20 protein-coding genes are annotated in these 26,804 nt (G+C 68.6%); 12 read left to right on the top strand and 8 right to left on the bottom strand.

What is annotated here, in order from left to right:
* Nucleotides 1-35 precede the first annotated feature (35 nt).
* The 3 genes from AC4IJH_RS39155 to AC4IJH_RS39145 all read right to left on the bottom strand — a co-directional run bounded on the left by AC4IJH_RS39155 (nucleotide 36) and on the right by AC4IJH_RS39145 (nucleotide 3,158).
* Nucleotides 36-728 carry a LuxR family transcriptional regulator gene (locus AC4IJH_RS39155; protein ID WP_490856763.1) on the bottom strand — a complete coding sequence of 231 codons (693 nt, stop codon included), beginning with the start codon at nucleotides 726-728 and terminating at the stop codon, nucleotides 36-38.
* A 357-nt stretch (nucleotides 729-1,085) separates the two neighbouring features.
* Nucleotides 1,086-2,006 (bottom strand): DMT family transporter, encoded by a 921-nt coding sequence (locus tag AC4IJH_RS39150; RefSeq protein WP_490856765.1) that lies wholly within the window; start codon nucleotides 2,004-2,006, stop codon nucleotides 1,086-1,088.
* A 318-nt stretch (nucleotides 2,007-2,324) separates the two neighbouring features.
* Entirely contained in the window at nucleotides 2,325-3,158 is an 834-nt protein-coding gene (locus tag AC4IJH_RS39145; protein ID WP_490856764.1) for an MmyB family transcriptional regulator, read from the bottom strand.
* Nucleotides 3,159-3,772: 614 nt separating this feature from the next.
* Between AC4IJH_RS39145 and AC4IJH_RS39140 the strand changes: the two genes are divergently transcribed.
* The 9 genes from AC4IJH_RS39140 (at nucleotide 3,773) to AC4IJH_RS39100 (ending at nucleotide 14,131) form a co-directional block, all read left to right on the top strand.
* Nucleotides 3,773-5,596, top strand: a complete 1,824-nt coding sequence (locus AC4IJH_RS39140; protein WP_490856762.1) for a non-ribosomal peptide synthetase — start codon at nucleotides 3,773-3,775, stop codon at nucleotides 5,594-5,596.
* Nucleotides 5,597-5,653: 57 nt separating this feature from the next.
* Nucleotides 5,654-8,653 carry a beta-ketoacyl synthase N-terminal-like domain-containing protein gene (locus tag AC4IJH_RS39135; RefSeq protein WP_490856761.1) on the top strand — a complete coding sequence of 1,000 codons (3,000 nt, stop codon included), beginning with the start codon at nucleotides 5,654-5,656 and terminating at the stop codon, nucleotides 8,651-8,653.
* Nucleotides 8,646-9,812, top strand: coding sequence for a MupA/Atu3671 family FMN-dependent luciferase-like monooxygenase (locus AC4IJH_RS39130; protein WP_490856760.1), 1,167 nt, complete (start codon nucleotides 8,646-8,648; stop codon nucleotides 9,810-9,812). The genes AC4IJH_RS39135 and AC4IJH_RS39130 overlap by 8 nt, the downstream gene beginning before the upstream one ends.
* A 3-nt stretch (nucleotides 9,813-9,815) precedes the next feature.
* Entirely contained in the window at nucleotides 9,816-10,379 is a 564-nt protein-coding gene (locus tag AC4IJH_RS39125) for a gamma carbonic anhydrase family protein (protein ID WP_490856759.1), read from the top strand.
* Nucleotides 10,379-11,155 carry a thioesterase II family protein gene (locus AC4IJH_RS39120; protein WP_490856758.1) on the top strand — a complete coding sequence of 259 codons (777 nt, stop codon included), beginning with the start codon at nucleotides 10,379-10,381 and terminating at the stop codon, nucleotides 11,153-11,155. The genes AC4IJH_RS39125 and AC4IJH_RS39120 overlap by 1 nt, the downstream gene beginning before the upstream one ends.
* On the top strand, nucleotides 11,145-11,936 hold the full coding sequence (locus tag AC4IJH_RS39115) for a transporter substrate-binding domain-containing protein (RefSeq protein ID WP_490856757.1): 792 nt from the start codon (nucleotides 11,145-11,147) through the stop codon (nucleotides 11,934-11,936). Before AC4IJH_RS39120 ends, AC4IJH_RS39115 begins: the two co-directional genes overlap by 11 nt.
* Nucleotides 11,933-12,433, top strand: a complete 501-nt coding sequence (locus AC4IJH_RS39110; RefSeq protein ID WP_490856756.1) for a flavin reductase family protein — start codon at nucleotides 11,933-11,935, stop codon at nucleotides 12,431-12,433. Before AC4IJH_RS39115 ends, AC4IJH_RS39110 begins: the two co-directional genes overlap by 4 nt.
* A gap of 8 nt (nucleotides 12,434-12,441) precedes the next feature.
* The gene (locus AC4IJH_RS39105; protein WP_490856755.1) at nucleotides 12,442-13,764 is read left to right on the top strand and encodes a homoserine dehydrogenase; all 1,323 of its coding nucleotides are present in this window, start codon (nucleotides 12,442-12,444) and stop codon (nucleotides 13,762-13,764) included.
* A gap of 64 nt (nucleotides 13,765-13,828) precedes the next feature.
* Nucleotides 13,829-14,131, top strand: a complete 303-nt coding sequence (locus tag AC4IJH_RS39100) for a putative quinol monooxygenase (RefSeq protein ID WP_490856754.1) — start codon at nucleotides 13,829-13,831, stop codon at nucleotides 14,129-14,131.
* A gap of 110 nt (nucleotides 14,132-14,241) precedes the next feature.
* Here AC4IJH_RS39100 and AC4IJH_RS39095 read toward each other — a convergent pair whose 3' ends face one another.
* From AC4IJH_RS39095 to AC4IJH_RS39080, 4 genes are all read right to left on the bottom strand, one after another.
* Entirely contained in the window at nucleotides 14,242-14,784 is a 543-nt protein-coding gene (locus AC4IJH_RS39095; protein WP_490856753.1) for a DUF1707 SHOCT-like domain-containing protein, read from the bottom strand.
* A 119-nt stretch (nucleotides 14,785-14,903) separates the two neighbouring features.
* Nucleotides 14,904-16,511 carry an FG-GAP-like repeat-containing protein gene (locus tag AC4IJH_RS39090; RefSeq protein WP_490856752.1) on the bottom strand — a complete coding sequence of 536 codons (1,608 nt, stop codon included), beginning with the start codon at nucleotides 16,509-16,511 and terminating at the stop codon, nucleotides 14,904-14,906.
* Nucleotides 16,512-16,656: 145 nt separating this feature from the next.
* Nucleotides 16,657-18,237 carry an FG-GAP-like repeat-containing protein gene (locus AC4IJH_RS39085; protein ID WP_490856751.1) on the bottom strand — a complete coding sequence of 527 codons (1,581 nt, stop codon included), beginning with the start codon at nucleotides 18,235-18,237 and terminating at the stop codon, nucleotides 16,657-16,659.
* 286 nt (nucleotides 18,238-18,523) lie between these two features.
* Nucleotides 18,524-18,991, bottom strand: coding sequence for a hypothetical protein (locus AC4IJH_RS39080; protein ID WP_490856750.1), 468 nt, complete (start codon nucleotides 18,989-18,991; stop codon nucleotides 18,524-18,526).
* A gap of 910 nt (nucleotides 18,992-19,901) precedes the next feature.
* On the opposite strand from AC4IJH_RS39080, the gene AC4IJH_RS39075 reads away from it, so the two are divergent.
* Nucleotides 19,902-23,534 (top strand): ALF repeat-containing protein, encoded by a 3,633-nt coding sequence (locus tag AC4IJH_RS39075; RefSeq protein ID WP_490856749.1) that lies wholly within the window; start codon nucleotides 19,902-19,904, stop codon nucleotides 23,532-23,534.
* A complete protein-coding gene (locus AC4IJH_RS39070; RefSeq protein ID WP_490856748.1) occupies nucleotides 23,534-23,971 on the top strand; it encodes a DUF7674 family protein in 438 nt (145 codons plus the stop codon). Before AC4IJH_RS39075 ends, AC4IJH_RS39070 begins: the two co-directional genes overlap by 1 nt.
* 88 nt (nucleotides 23,972-24,059) lie before the next feature.
* Here the strand turns inward: AC4IJH_RS39070 and AC4IJH_RS39065 are convergent, their stop codons facing one another.
* Complete coding sequence (locus tag AC4IJH_RS39065; protein WP_490856747.1) at nucleotides 24,060-25,067, bottom strand: DUF6528 family protein; 1,008 nt, start codon at nucleotides 25,065-25,067, stop codon at nucleotides 24,060-24,062.
* A 698-nt stretch (nucleotides 25,068-25,765) separates the two neighbouring features.
* Here AC4IJH_RS39065 and AC4IJH_RS39060 point away from each other — a divergent pair.
* Nucleotides 25,766-26,804, top strand: a 1,039-nt coding sequence (locus AC4IJH_RS39060) for a trypsin-like serine protease (protein WP_490856746.1), incomplete at its 3' end; no start/stop codon positions are given.

Below are 26,804 nucleotides of genomic sequence, written 5' to 3'. Positions count from 1 at the left end.
TGTGTCAGCCGCCGACGTACGCCCAGTTCGTCCCCTCAGGTGTCGATGCCCCAGGGCGAGGCGCTGCGTGCCGCGAGCTGGCTGCGGTCGCGCAGTCCCGTCTTGCGCAGAATGTTCGACATGTGGAACTTAACCGTGCTTTCCGCCACATAGAGGTCCGCAGCGATTTCACTGTTGTTCATCCCTTGTGTCACCAGTGCCGCGACCTCGCTCTCACGGGAGGTCAGTTCGACATGCTGAAATGGATCCATCCGCTCGACGGCTCCCATCGCACGGAGGGGATGCGCGGACGAATTCCGCAGCAGGGTGCGTACCAGCGTGGGTGAGACCCATCCGTTCCCGGCCGTGATCTCACGGATGGCCGCCAGGAAAGAAGAATCCAGGTCCTCGTGGTCCATGATGGCCCGCACATCCGCCGCACAGTCCTCCACGCGCGGTGCGACCGATTCGGAGGTCAGCACGAGAACGGGGATCGGGTGCTGGACTTCCGCGAGCCGATCGGAATCCACCACAAGAACATCCCATCCGGAAGGCCGGCGAATGCTCTCCGCCGATGCGGAATGCCAGCCTTCGTAGGCGAAGAGGCGCTTGAGTCTTCGCCGCAAGGAATCGTCCGCGACGGCAAGACCGATGGCAGTACCGGTCCCTTGTAGTGCCGCCCCCGCGTTGAACTCGTAACGAGTCATGATCCCCTGTTCCCCCCTTTGCTGCCCAAGCGCAAGCTCCATGGCAGGAAGTGCACGCAACAAGAGGTCTTTACTATACAAATACCAACCCTTTGCGCACTCGATGGTAGCTCCTGGCGGGAAAAATGCAACTGTCGGATCAGTCGCGGATGTTCTCGATGGGCGTTTTACCCCACCTTGTTCGCGCCATTGGCATGAGGGGAATCCATCGGCCCGCTGCCGCGCACGCCCACTGATGCACCGTCAATAGGGGTATGCGCAGCCCGCATTCGGCACAGGATTATCTGCACCCTCCGCACCAGAGGATGAGGGGGCTGTCGGGCGCATGCGCAGGAGAAGAGGGCGTGGCCGGCGCTCCCTCCAAGTCGATCCGGAATCGATCGACTTGGAGGACGCCGCTTACTGCGCGGACTCCGCCGACACGTCCGGCTCCGCAGTCGCTCGGCTCCGCCGGGTGTCCACCGGTTCCTGCCGCGCCTTGCCCCGCATCCGGGACACCGCGACCCCGGCCAGGCAGATGAGGCCGCCCAGGAGCGTCAGCCAGCCGGGCACCTCGCCGAGGAACAGCCACGACATGAAGACGACGATCACCGGCACCGCGTAGGTCGTGGCACCCATCTTCCCTGCGGTGGTACGGGACACGGCGTAGGCCCACGTGCTGAACGCGAGGGCCGTCGGGAAGACGCCCAGGTACACCATCTGCAACGTCGCCGACACGGGAGCCTGGCCCACCTGTGTCACCAACTGGCCGACGAACGGCAGGCATGCCACCGCTCCGACGAGCGCACCGAACGTCGTCACCTGCAGCGGCGTGGCATGCTTCAAGGTCGGCTTCTGCAGCACCACACCCACCGCGTACACCACCGCCGCGACCAGGCACAGCAGTACGCCGACGAGCGAGGACCCTCCCTCACCGGACGTGGACAGCCCGACCACCACGGCCCCGGCCAGCGACACCGCCATGCCGGCCATCAGCTTGGGCGGGAACCCCTCCTTGAGCAGCCACCCGCCCAGCAGCGCCATCAGGATCGGCCCGACGTTGACGATCATGGAGGCCGTTCCGGCGTCCACCTCGCGCTCGCCCCAGTTCAACGCGACCATGTACGCGCCGAACCACAGGATTCCCGAGGCGGCGATGCCCGGCCAGGCCTCGCGGGGCGGGAATCCACCGCGCCGGACCAGCAGGATGACGCCCAGCACGACGGATGCCACCAGCAGCCTGCCGAGGGCGAGCGCGCCCGGACCGAAGTGCTCGGCGGAACTGCGGATCGCGATGAACGACGATGCCCACAGCACCACGGTGACGGAGGCCGCGGCGATCGCGCGGCCGTCCACGGTGCCCGCGGATCCGGCATCGCCGTCCGCCGCTGTCGCTCCCTTGCGTCGGCTCACGATTGCGTCCTCCTGGAGCTCGTCATCGGGTGGGGGGCGCTGGAAGGGGGATGGGATGGAGTTGGCACTGAGGATGACCCTTCGGGTTGAGCAGATCGGTGAGCAGGCCCTGCCGTCGTCCGCCGCCCGCCGGACAGCCGGTCATCGGCTCTCCGGCCTCAACTGGCGCTTTGTGCCTGGCCGTTCGTCCAGCGCGGCGCGGCGCACGCCATACGAACGCCGCGCCGGACGAGAGCCACGTATGCGTTACCGGACCTGGCTGGTCACGGGCGCGGACGCAGGTACGGGCGCAGTTGCGGGGACAGATGCGGGCACGGACTCGGGCGTCGGCAGCAGCAGAACGTAACGGAACTCCTGCCGGTAGGCAGGCAGCAGAACCTGTGAGGTGACGGTGATGTCCTGCGCCGCGACATGCGGAAGGCGCAGCCTGAATCGGTGCCCCTGCCGATAGGCGATGACCTGGGGATCGCGGTCCCAGAGTCTTCGGCACTCTTGGTCGTCGAGCACCTCGTCGAGCAGCGCGCCGAGCTGCTGGTCATGACGGCGCGTCACCAGCGCGAAGCGCAGCAGGCCGAGATACGTGACCGCGTGCCCGGGCCAGTCCACGATCTGTTCCCGTGCCGCGGGCGCGAGAAGGACCCACCGCATGAGATTGGCTCCGGGCTCCCCGACCCATGGAAACCACGTCGCCATGGTCGCGGTGTGGTTGAGAAGGTTCCACGCGTGGTCGACGAGGTAGGCGGGAAACTGCTCCTGGGCGGCGAACAATTGCGCAAAGGCACCGTGGACTTCTTCGTCGCCCTCGCGCCGGGCCTCGACCAGGCCGGCATCACCGTGCACATGCCGGTACAGGGCCAAGCGCTCATCGGGGCCGAGCGACAGCGCGGAGCAGAGCCCCACCAGCACTTCGGGAGTGAGCGGTACGCCCGCATCGCTCTCCAGATTGCGATACCAGCGCTCACTCACCGCCATGCGCTGAGCGACTTCCTTCTGCGGCAGCGGCTTGCCCCGCTGCAATTGATTTCCTGCTGCGGCTCGCCAAGTACGCAACAAATCCGGGAGCCTCGCGGCGTGGTGCACCACCTGGAAACGCCTCTCTGTGCATCACTCACGGGCACGGGAAATGTAGCGGCCCGATCAAGCAAGACCATCGCGGTTCGACCGCATGCTACCGGCCGCCCAGGGGCGCGCAATGTGATCTCCGGCACGACTACCTGGGGTTTTGTCGAAACGCAGGGGGCGCGGCCGCCCGGGGTGGAGAACGACCGGCAAAATTTTGCCGCTTGGCGGCCGCGGAGCCCCGTCCGTGGCATCGAGAGCCCGCTGTGCCACTTGCCCGAACTGCCCCACTTGCAGGCAAGTGGATTCAGAATCAACGGTATGCGGGGGTAATGTCCCTCGCATGCGAGCGGCAAAATTTTGCCGCTTGACGCTGATCGATTTCCACTGGAAGCATCGAAGCCAGAAGCCGCGGAGGAATCCGCGGCAGGAAAATACGCACACCGCCGGTGCACTTTCCGCATTCCCCTGATGTGCGGGCGAAGCAGATGCACTCTGCTGCCCGTCTACGATTTCGCGATCACCGACCGGACGGCAGAGCCGTATCCGTCACACATATCGCCCAGGGCGCAGTCAACAAACGCTCACCCGATACAGGTCGGTGAGCAAAGCCTCAACTGATGGAGAAAAGATCCGTGCAAGCGGTCGACACCCTTTTGCTGCGAGCGTGTGAGAAATTCGCTGACGCGACCGCGATCACCTCGGACGCCGAGTCGATCTCCTTCTCCGAGCTGTTGTCGCGGGCCCGGAAGGTGGCCGACGAGCTGACCGCGCAGGGCATCGGCCGCGGCGACGTCGTCGGCGTCCAGGGCCGCCGCAGCGCCGCGGTGATCGTGGCCGTCCTCGGCGTATGGCTGTCCGGCGCGATCGTCATGCTCGTCGACGACACGCTGCCCCCGGCACGGCGGGAGACCATGCTCGGCTGCGGTCCCGCCCGGGCGAGTGTCGAGTGCGCGAACGGAAACCGGGTCACGCTGCGGCCGGCTCCCGAGGGCGCACCGGCCGCGGACCTCGACGACGAGGACTACGCCTATATCGCCTTCACCTCCGGCTCCACCGGCAAGCCCAAGGCGATCATCGGCAGCCACATGGGCCTGGCCCAGTTCCTGCAGTGGCAGTCCGAGGAATTCGGCATCGGCCCGCACGACCGGTTCGCGCACCTCACCCACCTCTCCTTCGACGTCTGGTTCCGGGACGCGCTGATGCCGCTGATCTCGGGCGCCACGCTGTGCATTCCGGACCAGCAGCATCTCGACACGGCCGCCGTGCGGGAGTTCCTGCGGAGCAAGGAGATCACGGGCTTCCACCTCGTCCCCTCGCTCGGCAAGGTATGGCTGTCCGGGCTCGCGGAGGGCGAGCCGCTGCCGGCCGTCCGGCTGTCCTTCTTCGCGGGCGAGCCGCTGGACGGCGCCCTGGTGAGCAGCTGGCAGGAGCTCTTCCCCAGCTGCCACGTGGTGAATCTCTACGGCCCGACCGAGACGACGCTGGCCCAGCACTTCTACCGGGTCCCGCAGCGTCCGGCCGCCGGCATCCAGCAGGTGGGCACCAACCGCCCCGGGTCGCGCAGCCACGTACTGGACGAGAACGGCAAGCAGTGCGACGCCGGTGTCTCCGGTCAGATCTACATCGCCGCGGACCATCCCGCGCACGGCTACCTGGTCGACGGCCGGCTCGTCTCGCCGTTCGTCGAGATCAGCATCGACGGGGAGAGCGTCACCGCCTACCCGACGGGGGACCTCGGACGCCGCGGTACGGACGGCGGCCTGGAGGTCCTCGGGCGGGCGGACGACCAGATCAAGATCGCGGGTGTCCGGATCGAACTGCAGGAGGTGCGGTCCGCCATCCAGTCGCACCCCAGCGTCCGCGACGCCTTCGTCTGCGCGCAGGAAGACCGCTTCACCAAGGTCATCGTCGCGGTCGTGGAGGGCGATGCGAGCGCCGAGCGGCAACTGCGCGACTACCTGGGCGAGCGCCTGATGAGCGCCATGCTCCCCTCGGCGTTCCTCTTCCTGCCCGAGCTGCCGAAGCTCCCCAACGGCAAGGCCGACCGCAAGGCGCTCTCCGAGGCCGCGCGCCGCCACATCGAGGAGCGCGCCCGGCGCGCCGCCCTCGACAGCACGGCCGGTCCCCGGACCGGGACGGTGGCCGAGCGCCTGGAGCGCGTCTGGCTCTCCGTGGCCGCAGGCGGCGCGGGGTCCCTGGCCGACCGCGAGTCGAACTTCTTCGACGTGGGCGGCACCTCGTTGACCATCGTCGTGCTCCACGCCCAGATCCAGAGCGAGTTCGGCGTCCGCTTCCCGCTCGTCCGCCTCTTCGAGCACGCCTCCTTCACCGCGCAGCGGCGATTCCTGGAATCCCTGGCCGAGAAGCCGCACGACCGCGCGCCCAGCACCACGGCGACCGCGGGCCGGGCCGCGCGCAGCCGCGTCCTGTCCGCCAGGCGCACCCGTCAGCTCTAGCACCTGCCTCCAACGGCACCAGCAACTGCCTTTGAACGGCACCGACTAAGGATGAACATGGAAAGTGAAGACGAGCTGATCGCGATCGTCTCGATGGACTGCCGACTGCCGCAGGCCGGCAGCGTCGAGGAGTTCTGGCAGAAGCTGGTGGACGGCGAGAGCGCCATTCGGGACCTCACCGACGAGGAGGTCGCGGCGGCCGGGGTGCCGGCGGACCAGCGCTCGCGTACGGACTACGTGAAGCGGGCCGGGGTCCTGGAGGGCGTCGCCGAGTTCGACTCCACGTACTTCGGCTACTCCGCGCGCGAGGCGGACATCCTCGACGTCCAGCAGCGCCTCATGCTGGAGTCGTCGGTCTCGCTCCTGGAGCGGGCCAACATCGATCCGCACCGCACCCAGCAGCGCATCGGCGTCTTCGCGGGCTCGGGCATGAGCACCTACCTCTTCGGCGCCCTGCGCCGCCCCGACCTGGTCGAGTCGCTCGGCGAGATGGTCGTGCGCCACGGCAACGACAAGGACTTCCTGGCCACCCGGATCTCCTACAAGCTCAACCTGCGCGGGCCCAGCGTGAACGTGCAGACCGCCTGCTCGACCGGTCTGGTGGCCGTCCACTCGGCCGTGCAGAGCCTGCTGCTGGACGAGTGCGACGCGGCCATCGCCGGCGCGGTGTACGTCCGCGTTCCGCAGGAGTCCGGCTACCGGTACCAGGTCGGTGGCGTGCTGTCCCCGGACGGTGTCTGCCGGCCGTTCGACGCCGGTGCCAACGGCACGCTGTTCACCAACGGCCTCGGGCTCGTCCTGCTCAAGCGGCTGCGCGACGCGATCGCCGACGGTGACGAGGTGCACGCGGTCATCGCCGCCTCCGCGGTGAACAACGACGGTGCGGAGAAGGTGAGTTTCACCGCTCCGAGCGTGTCCGGCCAGGTCGGGGTGTTGAGCGACGCCCTGCAGATCTCGGGCGCCAAGCAGAGCGACATCACCTACATCGAGGCGCACGGCACGGGGACGGCGCTCGGCGACCCCATCGAGATCGAAGCGATCAAGCAGGCGTACGGCTACGACGGCGCGCCCTGCGGCATCGGCTCGCTCAAGGGCAACTTCGGACACCTCAACATCGCCGCGGGCATCATCGGCCTGATCAAGGCGGCTCTGGTCCTCAAGCACAAGTACGTGCCGCCGACCATCAACGTCGGTGAGGTCAACCCGGCGCTCGAACTGGACGGTTCACGGTACTTCGTGACCACCGAGGGCCGGGCGCTGGAGGGCGACACCGAGAATTGGGCCGGGGTCAGCGCCTTCGGCATGGGCGGCACCAACAGCCACGTCATCCTCAAGAGCTTCGAGCAGGCCCCGGCACAGCCCGCCGGGCCCGCCGACGGCCCGAGCATCCTCACCTTCTCGGCACGCTCCGAAGAGGCCCTGCGCCGCCAGGCGGACGCCTTGGCCCGGCACCTCGCCGCCGACCCGGACGCCTCGCTGGCCCAGTACGCGTACACGCTGCGCGCAGGCAGGACGCAGCACCCCTACCGCGGGTCGCTGGCCGTGGCCGACCGGGCCGAGGCGATCGCCCGGCTGAAGGCCGAGCGCTACCACCGGGGAGCCGCGGCAGGCGCGAACGAGATCGCCTTCGCCTTCGCGGGCCAGGGGACGCAGCGCCCGGCCATGGGCGCCGTACTCGCCGCGAAGAACAAGCACTTCGCCCGCCGGCTCGACGAGGCGATCGACGCGGTCAACGCGCACACGGACTTCGACGTACGGGCCCACCTCGGCCCCGACGGCCAGGTCGAGGGCATCGACACCTCCGTGGCGCAGCCGCTCCTGTTCGCCGTCGAGTACGCGCTGGCGACGGCGCTCATCGACTCCGGCGTCCGGCCCCGGTACGTCTTCGGGCACAGCCTCGGCGAGATCGTCGCCGCGACCGTCGCAGGCGTCTTCGACCTGCGCTCCGCGGCCGAACTCGTCGCGACGCGGGCCCGGCTCATGGGCAGCTGCCCCGGCGGGGCGATGCTCGCCGTCGCCGCCCTCGAACCGTTCGCGGACCTGCTGGACGGCGGCTCCCTGGTCATCGCGGCGACCAACTCCCCCCGGCAGTACGTACTGTCCGGCACCCACGAGGCCATCGAGACGGCCGCCGCGCGCGCCGCCGAAGCGGGCATCCAGCACCAGCGCCTGGCGACATCACACGCGTTCCACTCGCCGCTCATGCAGGACGCCGCCGAGGCGTTCCGCGAGTTCCTGAAGACCGTCACCTTCCGGGCGCCGCGCATTGCGCTGGTGTCGAACATCACCGGCCGGCTGCTCACGGAGTACGAGGCCAGGAGCCCGCACTACTGGGCGGACCACCTGCTGCGCACGGTCAACTTCACCGAATCGGTCGACACGCTGCGGGAGTTGGGCGTGACCCGGTTCATCGAGATCGGCTCCGGCCGGTCGATCAGCAACCTGGTACGTGCCACCTTCGGCTCCGAGGCCTCCGCGACCCTCGAACTCAGCCAGGCGCTGGGTGAGCGGGAGCACGAGGACGAGGCGTTCGCGGACGCCGTCGCGCTGGGCTGGGCCGCCGACCCCGACGTACCCCTTGAGGGCTATGCGAGCGCCGCCCGGATGACGTCCCTGCCCACGTACGCGTTCGAGCGGCACGTCCACTGGGTGGAGCCGACGCTCGGTTTCGGCTCGGTCGAGAGCCCAAGCGCCGGTGAGCGGCGGGACGCGGCCGAGCCCGCGCAGCCGGGCACCGCCGAGCCCGCCGTGCACAGCGCTCAGGCCGACACCGCGCCGCGGGCGGCGTCGGACGGCGGCATCGACGAGGCCACGGAAGAGATCCGGCGGATCGTCGGCGGCATCTTCGAGAGCTTCCTCGGCGCCTCGGCCTCCGACCACGACCGCGAGTTCTTCGAGCTCGGCGGCAACTCGCTCATGGCGATCCAGCTGATCAACAAGCTGCGCGAGACGTTCGAACTGGACTTCTCCGTCCGGGACTTCTACGAGAACAGCTCGGTCTCGGCAGCCACCCACGTCATCAAGGCACTGTTGCTCGAGGAGCCGGCCCATGTCTGAGAATTCCTTCCTTGAGGCCGGTCAGCTGGCGAAGCTGAAGGCGAAGCTCAAAGCGGGCAGCGCGGGCACACCCGCGCCCGAACCCCGCACCGAGCAGCCCGCCTCCCCCGCCACCCTCCCCGACCTGGGCGTCATCTTCTTCTCGGGGCTGAGCGGCGACAGCGACCCCTACGATCTCCTGCTGGAGGTCTCCCGCTTCATCGACGGCGCCGGATTCAGCGCGATCTGGACTCCGGAGCGGCACTTCACCGAGGTCGGCGGCGCCTACCCCAACCCGGCGGTCCTGGGCGCGGCCCTGGCCGTGCTCACCAAGAACGTGCGGATCCGGTCGGGCAGCGTGAACCTGCCCCTGCACAACGTCCTGCGGGTGGCGGAGGAATGGGCGCTGGTCGACAACCTGTCGGGCGGGCGCGTGGACCTCGCGGTGGCGCCCGGCTGGCACGCGCGGGACTTCGTCCTCAACCCCGACGGATTCGAGACCCGGGGACAGCTGCTCAACGAGTCGCGCGAGCAGCTGCTGAGCCTGTGGCGCGGCAACGCCGTCGAGCGGACGGACGCCCTGGGCGAGAAGCACGACATCCTGACCTTCCCCCGGCCCGTGCAGCCGGAGCTCCCCCTCTGGCTGACCTCGTCCAAGAACGAGGACTCCTGGCGGTTCGCCGGGGAGAACGGCCTCAACGTCCTGACGGCGCTCATCAACTTCGGCCCCGCCGAACTCCACAAGCGCATCGAGATCTACCGCGAGGCGCGCGCCCGGGTGGGGCTCGACCCCGACCTCGGTGTCGTATCGCTGATGCTGCACACCTATGTCGGAGAAAACGCGGACGAGGCCGTGGCACGCGTCCGCCCCGCCATGATCGAGTACCTGGGGTCCTTCGTCACCCAGCACGCGACCTCGGGGCAGAGCGAGTCGCAGGACAAGGCCCAGACCCTGCAGAACCTCGATGCCGACCGGGAGGAATTCCTGGAGATGGTCTTCCAGCGGTACGTCTCCACCAGCTCGCTCATCGGCGACGCCGACCGGGCCCGTACCACGCTGGAGAACTTCCGCTCGATGGGCGTGAACGAGGTCGCCTGCCTCGTCGACTTCGGGCTGTCCAAGGACGACGTACTGGCGAGCCTCGCCCGGCTCGCGCCGCTGCTGCAGAAGGGAGCCTGACCCATGAAGACCTACAGCTTCCAGGGCATACGGCCGCGCATCCACCCGAGCGTCTACGCGTTCGACAACGTCGTGGTGATCGGCGACGTCGAGATCGAGGCGGACGTCAGCCTGTGGCCGGGCGTGACCATCCGCGGGGACAAGGGACCGGTCCGCATCGGCCGGGGCTCCAACGTCCAGGACCACGCGATGCTGCACTCGGACCCCGACTACCCGCTGACCATCGCGGAGAACGTCACGGTCGCCCACAGCGCGGTGCTGCACGGCTGCTCGGTCGGCGCCGGAACGGTCGTCGGCATCGGCGCCACCCTGCTGAACGGGGTCTGCGTCGGGGCGAGTTCCCGGGTGTCCGCGGGCGTGGTGCTCAGCGCCGGGCCCGTCTACCCGCCGCGGGCCCTCATCGCGGGCAACCCCGCATCCGTCCTGATGACGCTGAGCGACAGCGATGTGGCGGTCCTGGACGAAACCGCCGTGGAATACCGGGAGTTGGCCGCGCAGTACCGCACCGGGATCAGCCCCGTCACCGTACCGGGTCATGAACGGTCCGAGACCCGGGCCGGCACCTGATGGGCCGACAGGTCCGCCCCACCGATACGCGACTGCTGCGGTCCTACGGCCCCGGCCACCGCAACGCGCTCGTCTGCTTCCCGCACGCGGGCGCGGGCACGTCCGCGTACCACGGATGGGCGCGGCAGCTCGCCGCCCACGCGGACGTGGTGCTGGTCCAGCTCAAAGGACGTGAGGACCGCACCGCCGAACCCCTCACCGACCGCCTCGGCGACCTCGCCCTGGAGATCGCCCAGGGTCTGTGCGAGCTGCCGTACGACGACCTCGTACTCCTCGGCCACAGCATGGGCGCAGCCCTCGCCTGGGCGGTCGCCGACGCGATCTGGGCCGTCTACCGGCGCCGCGTGCGGGTGGTCCTGTCGGCCCAGGCACCGCCTCCGTACACCTCCCGCATCGGCGAGTGGCCGCTGCGGGAGGTGCGGCGGGCGGGCGCCACGGACGCGGGAAGGGGCCTCGGCCAGGCCGTGACGAGTGCCGCCGACGCCTTCCACTCGGACGTCCGCGCCGCCGATCTGGCATGGATGTCACGGGAGTTGCCCTCACTGGCACCGCGGCCGCTCCCGGTCGACCTGTACTGCGTCTCGGCCGACCAGGACCACCTGGTGACGCCGCAGGCGATGGCCGGCTGGGCGTCGCTGACCACCCGTCACTTCTCCCAACTGACGGTATCCGGCGGGCACATGTACCTCCTGGCGGATCCCGCACCGCTGCTCGGGCTCGCCAGGGAGCTCGCGGCCCAGGACTCGACAGACAGGGTGGCGACCGTTGTTCAGTAGTGCACATGACCGTACGCGCATCCGCGTCGGCCTCCAGCGCAACACCCCGCCCTTCTCCTACGCGCCCACCGCGGAGTTCGCCCCCGTGGGCTACTCCGTCGACCTGGCGCGGCTGGTCCTCGCCGAAGTCTTCGGCGGTGCGGACGCGATGCCGCCTCTGGAGGCCGTCGAGGTCACGTCCTCCACGCGGGAGGGGCTGCTGGCCGAGGGCCGCATCGACATCGAGTGCGGGTCGACGACGATCACACAAGAGCGGCTGCTGCGCTGCGCGTTCAGCAGGCCGATCTTCCACACCTCCCACCGGATCGCGGTCAAGCCCGGCGCGCTCACGGCGGCGGGCGGACCGCGGGTCGTCGGCATCCAGGGGTCGACCAGCCAGGCCGCGCTCGACAGCCGCACCGACCTGGAATTCCCGTACACCTTCGTCGGCGTGGACTCCATCGGCGCGGCCAGGGACGCCTTCCTCAACGACCCGGACATCGGGGCCATGGTGGCGGACGAAGTGATCCTTGGGTCACTGCTCCGTGGCGGCACGGCGCACGAGGGAATCACGGTGCTGGACATGCGACTCGGCGGGGAATCCTACGGATTCATGATGAGGCGAAACGATCAGGAATTCGTCCGTGCCGTCGACGCGGCGCTGGAAGAAGTGCTCGCATCCGACGCGTACCCCGCGCTTCTCACATCGTGGTTCGTCGACGAGCTCCCCGGGCTTGGATTCGGCCTGGAGATGAACCTTGCGGACCACACACTTGCGGATCGGAACAGGCAGAATCGATGAACACCACTCACCCCACATTGCAGGACGCCTTCAAGGACGTCATGGCCTGTGTGGCCACGCCCGTCTCGATCGTGACGGCCATGCCTGAGGGCGGCGCTCCGTGCGGGGCGACCGTCAGCGCGTTCGCCTCGCTCTCGATCACCCCGGCGATGGTCATGGTCAGCCTGGACCGCAAGTCCAGAACGCTCGACGTGATCCGCGAGTCCGGCCGTTTCGGCCTCAATGTGCTCAGCGCCGACCAGGCCGACCTGGCAATGGCGTTCGCCTCGAAAAGCACCCTCGACAAGTTCTACGGAACGTCCTGGAGCATCGACCACGGCGTTCCGCGCATCGCCCGGACCTCGGCGTGGATAGCGTCGAGCGTGGACGATCTGGTGGACGGCGGGGACCACGTCATCGTGCTCGGGCGCGTGGACATCGCCGAGGCGGAGGACGTCGAGGGCATGGCCCCGCTTGTCTACTACCGGCGCAGCTTCGGAACCCACCTTTCGCACTAGGACCACTTATGGGAAAGCACGTCAGAATCGGTCTGCTCGGGTGCGGAACGGTCGGAGAGTCCTTTGCCGAACTGCTCATCGAGCGGCGGGCCGCGGTCCAGGACGTCACGGGAATCACCCTCGACCTCGTACGCATAGCCGTGCGCGATCCGCACAAGCCGCGTTCGGCCCGACTCGACCCGAAGCTGTTCACCGGCGATGTCCACGACGTGGTCAAGGCCGACGACATCGACGTCGTGGTCGAGCTGATCGGCGGCACATCGCCGGCCGGCGAACTGGTGCGGACGGCGCTGAGTTCCGGCAAATCGGTGGTGACCGCCAACAAGGAGCTGATCGCGAGCGAGGGCCCGGAGCTGTACGCCGCGGCCGGCGAAGCGCAGGTCGACCTCTTCTTCGAAGCCGCCGCGGTGGCGGCGGTGCCGATTCTGCGCCCCATCCGCGAGTCGCTCCTCGCCGAGGACGTACGGCGCGTGGTCGGCATCATCAACGGGACCACCAATTTCATGCTCACCCGCATGATGAGCGACGGCCTGGACTTCGGCCAGGCGCTCGCCAAGGCCCAGGAGCTGGGGTACGCGGAGCCCGATGCGGCCGCCGACATCGAAGGCGCCGACGCGGCATCCAAGATCGCGATCCTCGCCTCCCTGGCCTTCAACCAGGCGGTCCCGGCCGCCGGCGTCGGCCGGGAGGGCATCGTCGGGCTCGACCGGGAGGACTTCGAACTGGCCGCCCAGTTCGGATTCGTCATCAAACTCCTCGCCGTGGCCGAGCGGTTCACCGACGACGCCGACGCCCCGGACGACACCGACGGCGTCGGCAGCACAGCAGCAATAGGCGCCCAGGTCTTCCCCGCCCTGGTCGCCGCCGACCACCCGCTGGCGAGCGTCCGCGACAGTTTCAACGCGGTCTACATCACCACCTCGGCCGCCGGCGAGCTCATGTTCTACGGCCACGGCGCGGGCCCCCGCCCCTCGGCCTCGGCCATCCTGGGCGACGTCGTCAGCGCAGCCGACCAACTGCTCCGCGGCACACACCGGCACGTCCCGGTCGGCTCACCGGCAGGCATACGGCCCGCGCGAGAGCTCGTGCACTCCTATTACGTCCGGGCCGACGTCGACGAGGCGCCCGGCGTCCTGTCCGAAGTGACGGGGGTATTCGGACGCCACGGCGTATCGATCCGCAAGGTGGACCAGCGCGCATCGGAACTTCAGGCGCGCGTCGTCTTCATCACCTTCCCGGCACCGGAACACGCCCTGGACAGCGCACTGAACGAGCTGCGCGAACTCGACCACGTCCGCGGCGTCCGCCGGGTGCTGCGTATCCACACCTAGAAACCGGCGCTCCAGTAACAACGGAGCGCATCGCCTGTTCACGCAAGAAGATAGGAAACAAGAAATGCCCCAGCCGATACAGCTCGTCATCCTCATCACCACGCAGCCCGGCCGCGGCCAGGAGCAGATCGACGCCTACGAGCGTCTCGCGCCGATCGTGCGCGCCGAAGAGGGCTGCCTGCAGTACGACATGCACCAGGTGAGCGGTGACCCCGACCGCTTCGTACTCATCGAGCGCTGGGCGTCGAAGGAGGCCCTCGCCGCCCACGACGCCACCCCGCACATGATCGAGGCCGACGCCGCCAGCCCGGCGTTCCGTGCGGGCCCCGCCGACGTCATCCAGCTCGTCGCCGACCCCCTGGCCTGAGCCTGCCCGCATCTCAACTCCGCCCGGCGCCGCGGCCGGAGGCCCTTTCCCACGGGCCCCGGCCACGGGCCTGCGGGCACTACGCAATTCTGGAAGTGTGCTCGCGGGGCTCAACGCCGCGCATGACGGATCTTCAACCGCCCGAACCCCATGGTCCCGGAGATCCGTATCGTCGGCCCGCCGGGGCGGGAGCGCTCCCGGGCCTTGTAATGCGTGTCCTTCCACTCGGTGTGCACATCCTCGAAGTCGACGACCGCGTCACGAGGCACCGTGATCATGGCCTTGCCGGTGCCCAGCTGCAGCTCGATGTCCACCACCGGATGCTCGATGACCGCCCGGGACAGGTCCAGATACACCCTCCCGTACGCGGACTCGACCTTCAGGACCCGAGGCACCCGCCACGCACCACGCCGCTTGATCCGCCCACCGGCGGCGGCAATCGTGGACGTCTTGCCCGCCTTCTCCTGCGGCAACGAGCCCAGCACCGGCACCAGTTCACCGTGCGTCTTGGCGGCGAGCACCCGGTGCAGGATGTCGTCCATCTCCTCGTGCGAGAGATGCCCTGCGGCGTACGCCTCCTGCACACGCTGCACGGCCATGTCGCGGTCGTCCTCACTGAACAGCGACGACGGGTCTTCCGGCAAAGAGGTCATCGTTTCAGCCTAGTACCGCATGCGCGTTGGCCCCCGCTCCTGAGGAACGGGGACCAGCGGGCGGTGGTGCTGTCCATCCGCGACGGACGTCCAGGACGGACGCCCTGCGGAGCGATGACCTACTTGCGGATCGCGACGCCGGCGGGCCACATGGAGCGGCCGTCGGCGAGGGCGCCCTTGCCGTTGCCCGCGTACCAGCGCGTCTCGTAGGCGCGCGGGGGAAGGCCGGCGGCAGCACGGGCCGCCTCGTTCGCGGCCTCCTTGGCCTTCTCGGCGGGCGACAGGTTCGCCGCCGCCGAGCGGCCGATCAGGTCGGCCTTGCCGTCGCCGTTGACGTCGCCGCCCAGGATGGCCCACATGCCGCCCCAGGTCTTGTCCGGCCACATGCTCTTGGCGCCGTCGAAGGAGCCCTTGCCGTTGCCTGCGTACAGGTGCAGCTGGCCGTCGCGCGCGGTGGTGGCGATGTCGTCCTTGCCGTCACCGTTGAAGTCACCGGTGGCCAGGTGCTGCTTGCCGCCCCAGGTACGGTCGCGCCACATCTCCTGCTTCTGGCCGGACAGCGTGCCGTCCGCCTTGGTCACGTAGCTGAAGAGCCCGCCGTCGCCCCAGACGGCGATCAGCCCGTCCCGGTCGGCGCCTTCGGCCTTGTAGCGGGCGAAGTGCTTCATCGTCTTCCAGGACGTGTCGTGCCACGCCTGCTTGCGGGCCTTGAGGTGCCCCTGGTTGTCGCCCTCGTAGAAGTAGAGGTTGTCGTTGGCCCCGAGGACCATGAGGTCGCCCTTGCCGTCGCCGTTGAAGTCACCGCCGACGATCTTCTTGACGGTCTTCCAGGTCGTGTCGTGCCACAGCGAGCGACCGTAGCCCAGCGTGCCGTCCGGCTGCGTGTAGTACGCGTGCAGGGTGCCGTCGTGGTGGATGGCGGCGACATCGGTACGGCCGTCACCGTTGAAGTCGGCCGTGGCCAGGAAGTTCTCCTTGACGTGGCCGGCCTTGGTCATGACCCGGGTCTGCTGGATCCAGCTGCCGATGTCGTCCACGCGGGTGTTGACGGAACCCGTACGGGTCTCGTCCTCGGCGAAGCAACCACCCTGCCAGGAGCGGTTGTTGACGCCGACCAGCTCGAAGCCGTCGCCCTTCGCGCGGAAGACCGGGGCGCCGGTGTCGCCCTTGCAGAAACTGCTGTCCTTGCCGGTGGCGTCGAACGCGCCGTCCTTGACCGCGTCGACGGTGAAGGCACCGGAGTGCGCCTTCTCCGGCACCCACTCGTCCTTGGTGCGGCCGAAACCGGCACCGAGCAGCTGCTCGCCCTGGGAGGGCGCGGTGGTGCCGACGGTGATCGGCGTGGCGGAGCCGAGCGAAGAACGGCCGATCCGGGCCATCACCAGGTCGCGGTCCGCGTGCGGAACGAGCTGGTCGACCGAGGCCGTGCTGCCGCCCACGGTCACCGTCGTACGGTCCTTCGGCTTCCCCGCGGGAACCTTGGAGCCGTCGCCCGGGTGGTCCGCGAAACAGCTCGCGGCGGTGAGCACCCACTGCTCATCGACCAGGGTGCCGGTGCAGGCGCGCTTGCCGTCACCGATGTTGACCTTGGCCAGGAAGGTGTACGACCCGTCCTTGACCGCATCGCCGACCACGGCCTGCGCCGGGGCTGCGGCCAGTACACCGGCCACGACGGAGGTCGAGAGAATTCCCGTTACGCACGCGGTGCGTGAGCGCTTGCCACTCATGCTTGTCCTCTTCGTGTCGAATCATTCGTATTGAATACAGGGAAATTCCGCGTGACTTGAATGCGACAAGCCACGCGTAGCGATCCGGCTCTCCCGCCGCGAGGGGCGGGAGAGCCGGACGCGTCGCGGTTACTTGGAACCGCGATCACTTGAACAGGGGAACCCCGGCGGGCCACACGGAACCGCTGTCGGCGACAGCGCCCTTGCCGTTGCCCGCGTACCGGCGCATCTCCTCGGTGGGGAAGGGCTCGCCCTTCGCGGCGGCTTCCGCCATGAGAGCGGCCCGGGCCGCCATGGTCGCGGCCGTCCGCTCCCCGCCCCAGCGGCGCAGGACGTCGGCCTTGCCGTCGCCGTCGAAGTCACCGCCCAGGACGGCCTGCATCGAGCCCCAGGTCTTCTCGCCCGACATGCTCTTGCGGTCGTCCAGGGTGCCCTTGGCGTTGCCCGGGTACAGGTACAGGCTCCCCGAGCCGTTGACGGCCGCTACGTCGTCCTTGCCGTCGCCGTTGAAGTCGCCCGTGGCCAGGTGCTTGAAGCCGCCCCAGGTGCGGTCGCGCCACAGCTCGCGCTTCTTGCCGGTCAGCGTGCCGTCCGCCTTGGTGGGGTGGGCGAACAGCCCGCCGTCGCTCGCGACGGCCACCAGTCCGTCGCGGCCGGAGCCGTCGGCCTTGAAGCGGGCGAGGTGCTTGGCCTTGCCCCAGGACTGGTCACCCGCCATCTTGCCCGCGGCCTTGAGCCGGCCGTCGTCCGTGCCCGTGTAGAGGTAGAGGGAGCCGTTGCGCACTACGGTGGCGATATCGGCCCTGCCGTCGCCGTTGAAGTCGCCGCCGACGATCCGCTGCGCGTCCTTCCACCTGGCGTCGTGCATCAGCTTGCGGCCGTACTCCAATGTGCCGTCCACGCCCGTGAAGTACGCGTGCAGCGAGCCGTCCGCGGTCACGGCGGCGACGTCCGTGCGGCCGTCACCGTTGAAGTCGGCCGTGGTGACGTGGTCGCCGAAGTGACCGGCCCACCGTGTGATGCGGGTCTGCTGGATCCAGCCGGCGATGTCGTCCACCCGCGTGCTGACGGCGCCCGTACGGGTCTCCTCCACGCCCCAGCAACCGCCCTGCCAGGACCGGCTGCTGATGCCGACCAGCTCGGCCTTGCCACCCTTCTCCCGCAGGACGGGGCCGCCGGTGTCGCCCGCACAGACACTGGCCCCGGCGGACTTGCCGGACAGGCTCAACGCGCCGTCGCCGACCGCGTCGACGGCGAAGTCGGCGCGGTGCGCCTTCTCCGGAACCCACTCGTCCTGGGTCCGGCCGAAGCCCAGGACCTTGACGGTCTCGCCCTGGACGGGAGCGGCACCGATACCGACCGGGGTTGCGAAGTTGACGATGCCGAGCGCGGAGCTGGGGCGGCTGATCTCGGCCAGCACCAGGTCCCGGTCCTTGTGCGGCACCAGGTAACTGACCTCGCCCGCCATCTCGTTCGAGGCCCCCATGGTCACGACGGCCGCAGTCTTGGGGCGCCCCGCGGCGAGCTTCACTCCGTCAGCCGGGTTGTCCACGAAACAACTGGCAGCCGTGAGCACCCAGCGCTCGTCGAGGGCAACGCCCGTGCACCCCCGCTGGTGCTCACCGGTGGTGAGCCGAACCGTGAAGTCGTACTTCCCGCCCTGCACGGCGTCACCGACCACGGCCTGCGCCGGCGCGGCAGCCAGTACCCCGCCCGCAACGGACACCGAGAGAATCCCCGTTAGGCACGCAGCTCGCGCACGTCGGCTGAACATTCTTCCCCGATCTGTTCTTCGAATTCATGGGAGTGAGTCACCGGAACATCGGCGCCGGGTGACACCAGCGGCCGGTTCGGCGAGCTCAGGCAGGAGCCGTACCCGGCCCTGGCGAGGAACGGGCACGACGGCCTCGCCATTGCAGGATTCAATGGTCTTGACGGCCCGCCACCGCCCCGGCAACTACCGGGGCGGTGGTCAGACGCATACCCCCACGCCGCGCTGGCGCGGTTTCCCCTTACTTGCTGGCGAAGATTTCCAGCAGCAAGTGGTCGCGCTTCTGCTCGTCGCCGCTCTCACCGACGGGGGTCCAGGTGTTCTTGTTGACGTCGAAGGAAACTTCCTTCTTGTCCTCGCGGCGCATGTTGACGCGGACCTTGTAATCGTTGCCCTTGACGCCGTAGACCTTGGGCAGCTCCAGGCTCAGGTAGCCCGACTTGCCGCTCACCTTGAAGCAGAACTTGCCCATGTCACGGGCGTAGACCTCGATCAGGTCACTCCGGTCGTCGCACTGGGTGTAGACGATGTGCCCGTCACCGCGCTTGAGCAGGAGGCCGGTCTCCTTGAAGATTTTGTCCGCGCCCGGGTAGGTGAAGTCCTCCACCGCAATAGGCGGCATGTCATCCGCGACAGCGGCATTCGCACCGGCAATCAGCGTGGCACCGATGACTGCTCCGGCGGCCAGCGTGCGGGTAAACAGCTTCATGAGATTCCTGCTCTGTGTGTCCATGCTCTGAGAAAACGCGCATGCGGCACCGCGCATGCGGGCCCGCCCGGCAAGGAACCAGATTTGTGACACCCCGTAGCTGTTGTCGCCACGGCACATTGACTGCCCCCCTCCCTAGGCCGACGCAGATATTGATACCACCTGAGGACGCCGTCCATAAAACAGGGGTAAGTGTCCTGCGTCTCATCACGATTTCGTCACGCGCCGCCCCCGCGAATCACCGCGGGCGAAGCCCCCTGCCTCGCGCGAGACGCGGCGGAGCCTGCTCATCGACGCGATCAAACGGGCTTTGGCACACATCGTCACCCACCTCTCGGCCGAGCCTGAACTCGCCGAACAAGCCGCCCGCCGACGCCAGGTCCTGGCCGGAGGCGGCAAACGAAGCACGTTCCCGCATTTCTTGCACCCGCATGGACCGTGCCGGCACAACGGACCCGAATTCCCCTCAAGAATGATGCGGGCAATTTCCCGGCCGGGCGGCCGTCCGGCAGCGATCAGCCTTGGGGCCGGCGCTCAAACGCGGCGTGAACGCGTGAGCAAGGGAATCACCGTTCGGTCGAGGGTGGGGCGCCGCAGCGTACGCCGAAGTGACCGAGAACACCCAACAGTGCCGCCACATCTACCGCTTATCCGGACACTTCGTATATTTCTTTGCGCGTCGACAGCGGCATTGATACCCGTTTGTGATGCTGGACGACGCTCTCCCTCCTGGCGCAGCGGAGGGAGCCGAGATGCCCCTTTTGGTGTGAGATCATGCGCGATCGTGACACCTGCCGTCACGCAAAGGGCCCTATTAGCGGGCCTGTTAAACCATTGAGGGGATATGTACAGACAGAAGGCTTTGCCGCGCAGGGCGGCGAAGATACGAACCGCACGCTCCGTGGCAGCGGTGACCACGGCACTCGCGGTCTTCACCGGAGTACTGGGAACATCGGCCGCGACAGCGGCGCCCACGGAGACGGGTACCGAGACGCAGCCGACGGTCAGTGACCGTGGCCAGGTGGTCGAGGCGTGGCGGTCCGGAGAGCGCGGGGTCAAGACGGCCGCCGAGAGGGCTCTGCTCGGCTCGGACCAGGACGTCCAGGAGTTCCTCAAGACGGGCCGGCAGATCGCCGTCGAAGAGGACAACCGGTTCAAGATCCTGCGGATGCTGAACTCCAGCGGCAAGGGGGTTCGCGAGGCCGCGCAGAAGGCGCTGGACGACGGCTCGGGTGAGGCGCTGGCCACCTTCCTCAAGTCGGGCTACAAGACACCCTTCGACGACGACCAGCGAGTCGCGGTCCTCACTGCCATGAACAACGGCGAGCGCGCGGTGCGCGACGCCGGGCAGAAGGCGCTGAACGACGGGTCTCCCGACGCACTGGCGAAGTTCCTCGCCTCGGGGCAGTACAAGGCCCAGGAAGAGGACGACCGCGTCGAGCTTCTCTCGGTCATGAGCGACGGCGGCCCGGAGGTGAAGAAGGCCGCTCAGGAGGCCATGAGCGGCTCGCCTGAGGACATCCGGGACTTCCTGGAAAACGGGCAGGACGTGGCACGCGCCCGTGACCAGGAAACCATGACCATCACCCAGCTCGCCAAGGCCGCCGAGAAGGCGGGCAAGCGGGCCAAGCGGGAGACGGACGCGGCCAAGGAAGCGGCGTCCCGGGCCGAGCAGGCGGCGGCGGAGGCCAAGAAGGCCGCGCAGAAGGCCGCCAAGGAGACGGCGGAGGCCAAGAAGGACTCCGTGCGCGCGGCCAACGCCGCGGGCCGGGCGGCGGACGCGGCCGACGGCGCCGCGCAGGCGTCGCGTACCGCGATCCGGGCGGCGAACACGGCGACTTCGGCGGCGCGTACGGCCGCGACCGCGGCGTCGAGGGCCGCAGCTGCCGCGGCGGCCGCGGGCCAGGCGGCCCAGCGTGCCTACGAGTCCGCGAGCGCCGCGGCCAAGAACGCGGGGGACGCCTCGGCGGCCCGTAAGGCCGCACAGGTCGCCCGCGACGCGGCGGCCGGTGCCCGTACCGCGGCGAAGGCCGCACTGCACGCGCTGACCGCCGTCAACGAGTCGGTGAACTCCGCACGCGCCGCGGCCAACGCCGGTGCGAACGCCGCTGCGGCGGCGACGGCGGCCGCCGAGGCCGGCGCGTACTCGGAGACCGCCGGGGCGGAGGCCCGCCGAGCCAAGGCCGCAGCGGCCAAGGCCCGTAACGCCGCTGCTACCGCGAACGCCGCCGCCAGCCGTGCCGAGTCGCTCGCCCAGAAGGCCGCATCGGCGGCACGAGAGGCGCACAGCGCGGCGAACAAGGCGGCCGATCACGCGGAAGCGGCCGCCAAGGCCGCCGAGGACGCGGCCAAGGCCGCCGGCCAGGCCAAGGACTGGGCGGACAAGGCCACCACGCACGCCAAGGAAGCCATGAAGGCCGCCAATGAGGCGACCAAGGCGGCCAAGCAAGCCCATGACGTCGAGCAGACCGCGCGCGAGGCCGAGGCCGCCGAGCTGGAGTCCGACAAGGCACTGGCCATCCAGGACGCCCAGGACCTCAAAGAGAAGGAGAAGGAGGCCGAGCAGGCCGAGGCCTGGCAGGAGGCCGACTCCGAGCGCCAGGACAAGGAGACCGACAAGCTCCTCGAAGAGGCGACCGCCGAGGGCACCAGCGCCCAGGACGCGACGGCCAAGGGCCGCCGGGCCGCAATGCGCCTGCTGGCCGCGGGCGGACCGTGGACTCAGGAAGCGGCTGCCGACGCCCTTTCCGGAGCGGACGCCGACGTACAGCAGTGGCTGCGCTCGGGCCGCCAGCTCGCGGTGGAGCAGGACAACCGGGCCCGCGTCGGCCACCTCGCCGACAACGGCAAGCCGGCGGTGAAGAAGGCCGCCGTGGAGGCGCTGTCCGGCTCTCCCGAGCAGATCGAGAAGTTCCTGACGACTGGTCAGCACACGACTCAGATCGACGACTACCGCGTCCAGACCCTGGAGCTGATGAAGGACGGCGGCAAGTCCCTCAAGAAGGCGGGCAGCGCCGCGATCGACGCGGGCACGACCGAGGCCCTGCGGAACTTCATCCAGACCGGCCAGTACACGGCCCGTGAGGAAGACGACCGCGCCGAAACCTTGTCGATCATGAACCAGGGCGGGCCCCGGGTGAAGGCCGCCGCCGAGGTGGCGCTGAACGGCCCGACCTTCATGCTGCGGGACTTCGTCCAGGAGGTGCAGTACAAGGCCGCCAAGCAGGACCACGACGCCGCGGTCCACGTGGCCCAGGTCAACCACCTGGTCGCCAACGCCCAGCGCTCGGCCGCCGACGCCACGGCACAGGCCGCCAAGGCGGCCGAGGCCGCGGCGCGGGCCCGCAAGGCGGCCGCCGAGGCCGACAAGTACGCCAAGCAGGCCAAGGCATCGGCCGGCGAGGCCAAGGGATACGCCGACTCGGCCAAGAAGTCCGCACAGGACGCCGATCGCTCCGCCGCGCGGGCCGCCGAGTCCGCCCGTCAGGCCAAGCAGGCGGCGGCCACCGCCAACAATGCGGCGACTGCCGCGACCAACTCCGCCAACCAGGCGTCCGCTTCGGCGGCGCAGGCCCGCACGTATGCGGAGCTGGCCTACGCCTCGGCAGAATCGGCACGTCAGTCCGCGCTCGCCGCGCAGAAGGACGCCGACGAGGCCGCCAAGGCCGCGGACGAGGCGAAGAAGATCGCGGTGGAAAAGCTGCGCAAGGAGGAAGAGGAACGGCGCAAGGAGAACGCCAAGCCGGTCGGTGGCGAAGGCGCCGGCACGGTCGACACGCTGCAGGACTACGAGAACGGCTCGTCCCTGTTCTCCTTCGACGGCACCTGCTACCTCAACGGCGTCCCGCTGCCCAAGAAGCTGGGCACCGGTTCCTGCGATGCGCTGGCCGCCGACTTCGACAAGTGGATGGGCGACAACGCCGACAGCCTCCACCTCGGGTCCTTCAAGGACAGTGACCAGGCCCCCGCGATGCTGCTGGCCGGGTACTGCGCCTGGAAGAGCAACAGCATCTTCTCCAACGCGAACAACCGCGGTAAGTGCGGACCAGACCTGATCAAGCAGCTGGAGAACGTCCCGCCTGCCATGATCGTCCTGGAGTCGGGTATCGGCTCCGGCATCTCGAAGCTGTTCCGGCCCGCAGGAAAGAAGCTCGGTAAGAAGCTCGGCTGGAAGTGGCTGCAGGGGTCGAAGCCCCTCAATGAGCTCGCCCGCAACCGGTACTTCCACGACCTGTACAAGGACACGCTGCGGCGTGAGATGGAAAAGCCGATCGTCCAGAACAAGGAACTCGCGAACCTGATGGACGACCTGTGGCGACCGGGTGCCAAGGTTGGCAATGGCAGCACCGGTGCGGCCGTACGATTCGAAAGGGCCACCGGGAAGCAGGTCGGCAGCCGGACGCACTCGCAGAAGGCGGAGGACTACAGCCGGGCTCTGAAGAAGTGGCTGGAAAATCCGAAGAACCAGAACGCGGCCAACTACGACCGCCAGGCAGCACAAGACACTCTGCGGGATCTGCAGAACGCACTGAAGGGGAAGTAATGTCAACACCTCCGTGGTGGAGCGATCTCATGGCGGCCAGTGATGTGCTGGCGGCCAGTGATCGGGCCGAAATCGACTCGTGGCGGGGCGAACCCGAAACCGACGAGCTCGGTCTCCCCGTGGAGCCGGACGAGGACGACGTTCCCCCGCTGACGATGCGCCTGGGCAACATCGCGAGGGCGTTCGCCGAGAACGCCTCCGGGATGGATCCGCAGGAGCGGCGGCAGGCGCTGGGTGTTCTGGAAAGACTCCAGACCGCCGGTAGTGAGGAAGATGCCACGGCCGTGGTCACCGGATTCTTCGAGGCGCTGCTCATGGCAGCGGACCGGGGGTTCGAACTGCGGTCCGTATGGGACGACCTGGGCCCCGAGTCCCGGTCTGCCTGCCTCAGCCTGAACGAGTTCTGGGGAGTCGACTCTCCCGACTGGATGCGCTGATCCCTGCCGAGGGCGTCCTCGTAGTGAAAGGGCCCGGCCCGCAACCGTTGACGGTTGCGGGCCGGGCCGCTTGGAGGGTGTCCAGTCTCTAGTCCACCCACCAGCGCGCCTTGTACATGCCGCCGTTGACCAGCGTGTACGTGGCGTCCGGACGGTGGGCTGTGACCTTTTGGGTCCACCACGAGTGGGGCAGTCCTGACTCGGGGCCGGTGCTGAGGACCTGTCCGGTCCTCGGGTCGTCTCCGATCGCCTTGACGCCGACTCGGTTGATCTGGTTGGCCCCCGCGTAGTCCGTACGGAAGGATCGCGTGCTCTTGACGTACTGGTACACGGTGGAGCCGCTGGTGACCCAGAGCCGGTCCGTATCCGCCGCCACCTGGCCGAGGTCGTGTCCGTTCGGGCTCGGCAGCGGCACTGCGAAGCTCTTGGTCAGGGTGGGCTTCGCGGCCGTACCGCCGACGCGGTACGCCACCAACTCCTTCTTGCCCACGGCCCACAGCACCTTGAGCCCGTCGTCCCACTGCAGCCCGTGCGCGTCCTCCAGCATGACCTTCGCGAAGGTCATGCTGTGCGGCCCCTGCGAGGCGGCGTAGAGACGGATCTCGTTGCCCGTGCTCGCCGCCACCGCGACGTTCCCGTCCGGCAGCAGTTCGATGCTGTGCGGGTTGTGCTTGCTGGAGCCGCGGGTGAGAGTGTGCCCCCAATACCGCTTGCCCGTGGGGTATTCCACCACCGCAGCGAATCCGAACGAGGCGGTGGTCAGGACGTACGTACGTCCTCCCAGGCGCCGTCCCTTGACCTCGCTCACCAAATTCCAGCTCTTTTTCTCCGGCTCCAGGTCCGCGAACTGGCTGTCCCCGTCCGGCGTGTACGACCACAGCACACAGGACGGGTCCCGTACCGGGTCCCACACTTTCTTGTGCGGATCGAGCAGCAGAATGCGCCGCGACGCCTGATCGCCCACCAGTATCTTCCGCGTCCGGGCCGGCGCCGCCTGCGCCTGGCCCGCCGCCCCGAACGCCGTCGCCAGCGCCGCCCCGGCCCCGGCCGCCAGCACCGACCGCCGACTGTAACTCCGGAATATGTTCTGAGACATGCTGGAAAGAGGCATCTGAATCCGCCCAGTTTCTTGTCGTTCGTACGATGGCTCAGACACCTTCTCACGTGGCGCCATTCGGCCTGGGCACGCTATCGGTCGTGAGGTTCTGTAATTCCAGGGTCGGAGACTTAACGGCCCTGTTTCTTAGGAGGGTTGAGGGCGGTGAACTGGGCGCCGCCGCTGCAACTTGCCATGCCCCCGCCACGCCGCCGGTTCGGCTTGTCAGCCAAAACGGAATGGGTTGTAGCAAGTTACGAAACGTGATCCATCTCGTGTTGGATCCGTTATCAAACCCCCCTTGCCAACTCGTCCGATTGACCGGGTGCTAAGTTCACCAATGCCCTTTGTAAGACTGCGTCACGCGGCTGCTGCTCGTTGTCGCCGGCCCCTTGGGAGGAATCTGGTGACACGTCGCGCGCGCAGGATGCCGGTCCACGAGCGTCGCAGTGCAACAGGTAGGGCTGCGCCCGCTGTTTCGGGCTGACGTCGGATGTCGGCGAGAGCCGCCCGGTTGAATTCAGCACTCAGCAGTCAGCAGTGCAAGCCATCGGCAGGCCGTCGATCGCATCACCGGGAAACGGCAAGCCCCGCATCTGCGGGTTACGCGCACCCGACCCCCTTCATTGATCTCGACTGACGAGGAAAGAAACGTGCTTGGCAAACAATCATCGCGCGCAGCGTGGATAGCAGGTCTCGTGACGACCACCGTTGCGGCCGGTGTGCTGACCGGTACGTCGGCGCATGCCGTCGCAGGGGAAGCCGTGAAGGACGGGACGTACTACTCGTTCACGGCGAAGCTGGATATCGGCGAGGGGAAGCGCAGCTGCTCGGCCGCGCTCGTCGATCCGCGCTGGGTGATCTCCGCCCGGAGCTGCTTCGCCGATGATCCGGCGCAGGGCTCTGGGGTCTCGGCCGGTAAGCCCAAGTGGAAGACCACCGCGACGATCGGACGCGCTGACCTCACCGGCACGGACGGGCAGGTGAGCGATGTCGTAGAGCTGGTTCCCCACGGCGACCGCGACCTGGTGATGGCCAGGCTCGCCCGCCCCGTCACCGACATCGCCCCCGTCAGCCTGGCCACGTCCGCGCCCACGCCGGGGGAGACGCTGCGCATGGCCGGCTACGGCCGTACCGCGGACGAGTGGGTGCCGGACCGTCTGCACGCCGGGGCCTTCACCGTCGGTGCCACCGACGCGTCCACCCTGAAGGTGTCCGGCACTGATGGGGCTGCCATCTGCAAGGGCGACACCGGCGGTCCTGCCCTGCGCGATGTCAGTGGCCGGCTGGAACTCGTCGCGGTGCACAGCGCCTCCTGGCAGGCGGGCTGCTTCGGATCCGACGAGACCCGCAACGAAGCTGTGGAAACGCGCCTCGATGATGTGCGCCAGTGGGTGCAGGAGACCCGCGAGCGCCGCAACGAGGTCGTGACGTCCGCCGATGTGACGGGGGACGGCAAAGCCGACCTGATCGTGCTCGATGCCGAGGGCAACGTCAGCGTACGGAAGAACACGGGCACCTCCTTCGCCGCGGCGACCCACTGGAGCGCGGGCTGGAAGAACTTCCTCGGCCGGCCGGGCCAGGGCAGGCTTTACTTCGCCGACGTCAACGGTGACGGCAAGGCCGATCTCATCGTCCACGAGACCAGCGGCAACATCTCCGTACGCACCAACAAGGGCACCTACTTCGACTCCGGCACCGCCTGGAGCAAGGGCTGGAAGAACTTCCTCGGCCAAC

Source organism: Streptomyces sp. UF-297 (assembly GCF_058245575.1).
This window is presented reverse-complemented; position numbering and strand designations above follow the sequence as displayed.

Coding starts and splice junctions, on each gene's coding strand:
- AC4IJH_RS39135 (WP_490856761.1), top strand. CDS start 5,654: ATGGAAAGTGAAGACGAGCTGATCGCGATCGTCTCGATGGACTGCCGA.
- AC4IJH_RS39100 (WP_490856754.1), top strand. CDS start 13,829: ATGCCCCAGCCGATACAGCTCGTCATCCTCATCACCACGCAGCCCGGC.
- AC4IJH_RS39130 (WP_490856760.1), top strand. CDS start 8,646: ATGTCTGAGAATTCCTTCCTTGAGGCCGGTCAGCTGGCGAAGCTGAAG.
- AC4IJH_RS39110 (WP_490856756.1), top strand. CDS start 11,933: ATGAACACCACTCACCCCACATTGCAGGACGCCTTCAAGGACGTCATG.
- AC4IJH_RS39080 (WP_490856750.1), bottom strand. CDS start 18,991: ATGAAGCTGTTTACCCGCACGCTGGCCGCCGGAGCAGTCATCGGTGCC.
- AC4IJH_RS39155 (WP_490856763.1), bottom strand. CDS start 728: ATGGAGCTTGCGCTTGGGCAGCAAAGGGGGGAACAGGGGATCATGACT.
- AC4IJH_RS39095 (WP_490856753.1), bottom strand. CDS start 14,784: ATGACCTCTTTGCCGGAAGACCCGTCGTCGCTGTTCAGTGAGGACGAC.
- AC4IJH_RS39105 (WP_490856755.1), top strand. CDS start 12,442: ATGGGAAAGCACGTCAGAATCGGTCTGCTCGGGTGCGGAACGGTCGGA.
- AC4IJH_RS39125 (WP_490856759.1), top strand. CDS start 9,816: ATGAAGACCTACAGCTTCCAGGGCATACGGCCGCGCATCCACCCGAGC.
- AC4IJH_RS39090 (WP_490856752.1), bottom strand. CDS start 16,511: ATGAGTGGCAAGCGCTCACGCACCGCGTGCGTAACGGGAATTCTCTCG.
- AC4IJH_RS39120 (WP_490856758.1), top strand. CDS start 10,379: ATGGGCCGACAGGTCCGCCCCACCGATACGCGACTGCTGCGGTCCTAC.
- AC4IJH_RS39070 (WP_490856748.1), top strand. CDS start 23,534: ATGTCAACACCTCCGTGGTGGAGCGATCTCATGGCGGCCAGTGATGTG.
- AC4IJH_RS39065 (WP_490856747.1), bottom strand. CDS start 25,067: ATGTCTCAGAACATATTCCGGAGTTACAGTCGGCGGTCGGTGCTGGCG.